Source organism: Fodinibius sp. (genome assembly GCF_041642155.1).
Taxonomy (GTDB): domain Bacteria; phylum Bacteroidota; class Rhodothermia; order Balneolales; family Balneolaceae; genus Fodinibius.
The window spans coordinates 1-5,704 of the sequence record NZ_JBEPWZ010000191.1; the positions used below are offsets into that span (position 1 = coordinate 1).

Below are 5,704 nucleotides of genomic sequence, written 5' to 3' on the forward strand. Positions count from 1 at the left end.
CACCAGGTAATCGCGCGCGCCTTCCGGGGTACTTTTCATCAGCACCGGTGTTTCGACTTCCACAAAATCGCGATTATGATAGAAAGAGCGAACCGACTGGTAGAAATCGGAGCGAAGAACCATATTCCGCTGGAGATCGGGGCGGCGCAAGTCCAGGTAGCGATAGGTCAACCGGATCTCTTCACCGGTGGCAATATCTTCCTTGATCTCAAAAGGTGGGGTTTCCGCTTTTGAGTAAATCTGGAGATCCGTTACTATAATTTCAATATCCCCGGTATAAAGGTCGGGATTTATATTTTCCTCATCCCGTCTTTCAACCACTCCCTGCACGCCGATCACATATTCGCCGCGCAACTGCTCGGCTTTCTCGTGCAGCTTTTTATCCGTCTCATTGAATACAATCTGGGTAATGCCATGACGGTCTCGCAGATCGATAAAAATAACCCCGCCCAAATCGCGACGGGTGGCTACCCATCCGTTCAGAATAATCTCTTCACCTGTATTTTCCGCTGTCAGTTCTCCACAGTTGTGGGTTCGTTTCCACGTCATAAATAAAACTATCTTAACTTAATATATTGATAATCTGTTTTCAGAAGCCTTGAAAATAAGTATTATGCAAACCAATCGCCTATGTTATTTACGATCCGGATTTTTGAGGAAATCCCTCCTGCTCAAACCCGCGGGATCGCGCAGATGGCTCCATAACTGACTCTCAGATTGCCCGGCCTCTCCTCGCTTCCAAAGCCTGCCTTTTTATATTAAAGGGATCATCAGTTGTAAACAGGTATTTGGCCGGTAAAGAATTATATTTGTGTGCAGATTCCACAACGGTAGCTATTATTTTATTGGATGTCTGTTTTGAGACATCTTTTCCAGAAGCTCCCTGGATCTCAGCAATCCCCGGATCGTATGATAGTTTCCTTTCCAGATAGTAGCTTTTGGCGATGTTCGTTCTTCCGGGTTTTCATCGATACCGCCCCGGTACCATCCCCCGTGCTCATGGTCCAGCATATATTTTTTGATATACTGCCACTGGCGGACAAAATTACCAGCATAATTGCGTGGATCACCGGCAAAATAATCGGCCATAATCAGCAGCGAATGCAAAGCTTCCACTTGCGACCACCACTCCTTGGAGGTTTGCGTTACGGTCAGCGAATCGTCTCCCTGGAAATAATAGCCGTAGTCATAGATACCTCCCTCCTTCTCATCCCAGGCATGGTCGATCGTATGATCCACCATTTTTTTAGCCTTTTTGAGTGTTGAATCGGCATCAAACCCCAGGGAATGGGCGGCTTCCAACAGCAGAAAAGCCGTTTCAATATCGTGACCAAAGGTGATGTGATCTGTCGCCTGGTGCTCTTCCTGCAGCGAACGTGAAGAATCCTTGTAGGTGACCGGGGACCAGTCCTCGCGGAAGTACAGGTTCATGTATCCCTTATCCGTGACGATGGTATCACGTACAATTCGAAACATTTCATAAAGACGATTCTGCAGCAGGCTGTCCGGCCACACCAGGTGCAGTTCCGCAAGAGCCTCGAGCATATGGATACTGCTGTTATAATCCTTGGGAAAATCCTCGTCATACGGCCGCCCCTCTCTTGTCAAACTGTTAAAGTATCCCCCGTGTTTCCGGTCGTACGCTCCCCTCTCAAGCCAATGAAAGGTTTCCTGCGCTAAACGCAGGGCTTCCTTATCCTCTGAAACCCGGTAATAGGCGGCTAAACCATAGATAGCAAAAGCGTTTCCATAGAGTCGTTTTCGAATCTGTCCATCTTCTCCGGTTATCACCTTCCCCTTTCGGGTGACCATTTCGAAAAAACCGCCGTGCTCCCGGTCCCACATTACCTCCCGCATAAATTGAAACCCGTGCTTGCCGTACTTTTCGAAATCCCGATGAGGTTCATTGTGATGGGCCATTTTTGAGGTCGACCAGACATGCCGCGCCTGGGTGACAATAAATTTATCCTGGGCACCCTCAGGCCGCCAGTCGTAGGTAAAACGGCTCAGAAAGCCCCCGTGTTCCTGATCGATAACCCGGGGATACCACAACTGATACTGATCCTTCAGCACACTGTCGACTTCAGCGGCAATACGCTGCTGGCGTGAGAACCTCTCTTCCTCTTCCGGTGAGTCTGGTCCCTGATCCCCGCACCCCCCGATCACCATAATCAGTAATACAAGGCCTGTACCGCTTAGGAATATTTTACTCCACTGATGATCAAAAACCATTCTGGTGTGTAATTATTTGCGGCGTCTATCCAATCCGGTCCCTTAACTCCAGAGGCGGTCCCAGGTCCGTATCTCGTCCCATTCGGGCGTCGGTTCAAAGAACCCGGCCCCTTCAATCAGGCTGTCCTTCACCACATCCATGTTCAGTTCAACTCCCAGTCCCGGCTTCTCCGGCACCGTGGCATAGCCCGCATCAAAAATCATGTCAGGATCGCCATCGTACATATCATACCAGCGGTCAACACCGACCGAGTGATGTTCGAGCGTATTAAAATTTTGTGTCGCCGCCGCTACATGCAACGACGCCATAAAGCCGACGGGCGAGCCCGCAAAATGCAGATTCATGGCGATGCCCTGCGCCTGGGCGTAATCGCCGATCTTTTTCGTCCCCAACAGGCCCGTCGAGCCCGGGTCCGGATGAATAATATCAATGGCGCGGTTGTCGATTAACGGCTTGCACCCTTCCCAGGTGCCGATGTCTTCGCCCGTCTGGGTGGGAGTTGTGGTGGCATCGGTAATTTCCTTCCAGAGGTCCGTCCATTTCCAGGCGACCATATCCTCGGCATAGGCGATGGTATACGGCTCCAGTATTCGGGCGATCTTTATCGCCTCGTTTACCCCGAAATGGCCGAAATGATCGATCCCCAAAGGAATTTCGTAGCCGATCGTATCACGCATGACCCGAACATATTCTTCCATCAGTTCAAGTCCCTTTTCGGTAATCTGGATACGCGTGAACGGGTGATCAATTTGTCCGTACTCACCGGGGGTTCCGGAATACTGGCTCTGCAGCCGGTGCTCGCCTTTGGGAACATGCGCGCCGGAGTTCACCAGTGTGCCCGGGGTCTGGGAAAGTAATTCAATCCCAATATCCATCTTCAGTGCGGTATACCCCGCATCGACGCGGGTTTCCTTCATCCTGCGGGCAAACTCATGCGGGTCCTTCGCTCCGGCGGTGTCCGCATAGAGCTGAATTTTATCGCGGTATTTGCCGCCCAGCATCTGGTAGGCCGGTACCCCGTAGGCCTTGCCGGCGATATCCCAGAGCGCCATCTCGACCGCCGCCACGCCCCCTGCCTGCCGGCCTTCGCCCCGGAACTGTTCCATAATACCCAGCACTTTTTCAACATTGCAGGGATTTTTCCCTACAATACGGCTTTTCAGCATCAGCGCATACTCTTTGGCTCCGCCGTCGCGCACTTCGCCATAGCCGGAGATCCCCTGGTTTGTGTCAATACGGACCAGCGGCACCCGGAAAGGAATACCGTCCACTTCCGCAATCCGCATATCAGTAATCTCCAAATCTGAGGGGGCGGAATGTCGATTTACGTCAGAGCTCAGGTGCCTGACCTGCTCCGTGATCGGGCCCAATGCCAGCGAACCCAGCCCGAGTCCCCCCATCCCCGCTTTTTTTAAAAATTCTCGCCTGCTCTCCCCTTTTGCACAACGTCGCTTCTTTTTCTTATTCAATTATATATATACTTTCAGATTAAAGTTGGTAATTACAGTATGCTACTCTTCCAGCAGCTCATTAATGGTCCTTTGACTGACTCCAAGGTCCTCCTTCAGCCGATCAGCATTCTTTTCTACCCACTGGGTAAAGTCTTCTTCGATTGCCTGGGTCCATTCCGTGTCCATTTGTCCGGCGGTATACGTTCCGCTGCGTACGCGATCGTGGGCGAAGCTATCCCGGGTCCGGATCATTTCTGACCGTGAGACCACCCGCCCGGCCAGATGAGCCGGAATAAAGATCACCCCATCCTGCTTGGCCAGCACCACGTCTCCAGGTATGACCGTCACCGAGCCCACCCGCGTCGGACTATTCAACCCGATCAACATCATTTCCCGGATATACGACGGGTGCCAGTCCCGTACAAAAGCATTAAAGCCCTCAATCCCAGCCAGTCCCTCCCGGTCGCGCGAGGAGCCATGCAGCACAACCCCGTTGCCGGAGTTGGCATAGATCGTATTGCCCAGCCGGTCGCCGATCAAGGTACCGTCTTTCACCTTGCCATAGCCGTCGGCAACATACACATCACCCTGTTCCAGCATGTCAATCGGCCAGGTGTTGGGCGGTCCCGAACGGTTCGCGTTCTCGCCCTGTCGGTCTATATACTCCTGTACCCCCGGACGCGCCGGGCTGTATGTCGCCGTCAGCGCTCTGCCTACAACAGGCTCATCGGGGTGCAGAATTTCCCATTCCCCGCCTTCAAATTGATTGTGGTATCCTTCCCCGCGGATAATCCCCCAGGCCTCTTCAATGGTCACATGCTCCATGCGCTCGAGAATGTGGTCCGGCACCCGGGGGCGACCGTCCTCAAAGCGTTCCCCCTGCCACTGCGGGGTCAGAGCAATTAACTTCTCTTTGGGAATCGTCTGGGCATTCGACGGCAATTGAAATCCCAAACAACAGGCAAAAAGTACTATAAAAAATGATTCCAGGTATCTCATATCGTTTTTTGGTTTTGATGATCCTTGGAAATCGTGCTAAACATCCCAGACATTGGTAACATCACCCCTGCTACGTGCCGGGAGCGGGCTAATCGGGGTTTTTCATTACGGGGCAACCGGTATGTCAACGCAGCAAACAGGTCAACTTCACAATGAAGTCCCCGAGGTATTCGGCATGAAAACTATACTAAAACAGACTGGCTTGTTCATTGTCTTCCTTCCGGGCACGTTCTATCCTCGGCTGAGCTACAGTCCCCTGGTTGATATTCAGCATATCGGCGTGAAATCTCTTCCCGTACAGTCGGCGCGCGATCCCCTGTAACGCCTTTTCGCCGCGGGGAGTAATCAGCAGCCGCTTTTGCTCGTCAATAGACAGGAAGCCAAACTCTTTCAAATCATTGATAATCATATACGAGAGCTTGCTTATGACACCGGCGTTCTGTTCCACATGATCACGGTGTGGCGCTTCTCCGTCCGCAGTATAGGCCATCCCTAAAATATTCATTTCCACTTCGGTCAACGGATATCCCTCGCTACCCTTGGTAAGCGTCTTATCCCACGCTTTCTGCTCATAATATTGGCCGAACCACCATTTCCCCTCTTTAATAAGGTTGCCGGTTGCTGCACAGGCGAAATATTCGCCCGGTTTGGCTTTTTTGGGAATTCCCCGGTCGCGGTACATGGAGACCAGCGTCGCCAGGTCGATCTCATGCAGGTTACCGGGATATTGGAAGCAGTGTTCTGATGTTTTTTCCATGACGTATCAAATTAGAAAACTAACAGATCATTGTCATGTATAAATTTTTAAAAGCAAAAAAGTAATCTCTGCATCGTTAATATCTCGCTTCCAACGGTTATTACTTTCCCTTCTCTTCAATAAGCTGGACGGCAATATCCATCGAAACATCTTCGGGATCAAAGTCGTTGGGCAAACTGATATTCTTTTTCCCGTGCTTGATATACGGCCCGTAACGTCCGTCCATAACACGCACTTTTTTACCGCTGTCCGGATGATCGCCCA

The 5,704-nt window shown here is 51.3% G+C and carries 6 protein-coding genes; all 6 read right to left on the bottom strand.

Features of this window, described 5'->3' with window-relative positions:
• The coding region (locus tag ACESLU_RS10670) for an amino acid--tRNA ligase-related protein (protein ID WP_372638637.1) at positions 1 to 549 on the bottom strand (549 nt) is incomplete at its 3' end.
• A gap of 288 nt (positions 550 to 837) precedes the next feature.
• The gene (locus ACESLU_RS10675; protein ID WP_372638638.1) at positions 838 to 2,232 is read right to left on the bottom strand and encodes an AGE family epimerase/isomerase; all 1,395 of its coding nucleotides are present in this window, start codon (positions 2,230 to 2,232) and stop codon (positions 838 to 840) included.
• A 42-nt stretch (positions 2,233 to 2,274) separates the two neighbouring features.
• The gene (locus ACESLU_RS10680; RefSeq protein WP_372638639.1) at positions 2,275 to 3,702 is read right to left on the bottom strand and encodes a mandelate racemase/muconate lactonizing enzyme family protein; all 1,428 of its coding nucleotides are present in this window, start codon (positions 3,700 to 3,702) and stop codon (positions 2,275 to 2,277) included.
• 42 nt (positions 3,703 to 3,744) lie between these two features.
• Positions 3,745 to 4,683: an RraA family protein gene (locus ACESLU_RS10685; protein ID WP_372638640.1), complete on the bottom strand. Its 939-nt coding sequence runs from the start codon at positions 4,681 to 4,683 to the stop codon at positions 3,745 to 3,747.
• A gap of 187 nt (positions 4,684 to 4,870) precedes the next feature.
• The gene (locus tag ACESLU_RS10690; RefSeq protein WP_372638641.1) at positions 4,871 to 5,440 is read right to left on the bottom strand and encodes a hypothetical protein; all 570 of its coding nucleotides are present in this window, start codon (positions 5,438 to 5,440) and stop codon (positions 4,871 to 4,873) included.
• Positions 5,441 to 5,540: 100 nt separating this feature from the next.
• Positions 5,541 to 5,704: topoisomerase C-terminal repeat-containing protein (locus ACESLU_RS10695; RefSeq protein WP_372638642.1), on the bottom strand; the 164-nt coding region annotated here is incomplete at its 5' end.

Coding starts and splice junctions, on each gene's coding strand:
- ACESLU_RS10690 (WP_372638641.1), bottom strand. CDS start 5,440: ATGGAAAAAACATCAGAACACTGCTTCCAATATCCCGGTAACCTGCAT.
- ACESLU_RS10685 (WP_372638640.1), bottom strand. CDS start 4,683: ATGAGATACCTGGAATCATTTTTTATAGTACTTTTTGCCTGTTGTTTG.
- ACESLU_RS10675 (WP_372638638.1), bottom strand. CDS start 2,232: ATGGTTTTTGATCATCAGTGGAGTAAAATATTCCTAAGCGGTACAGGC.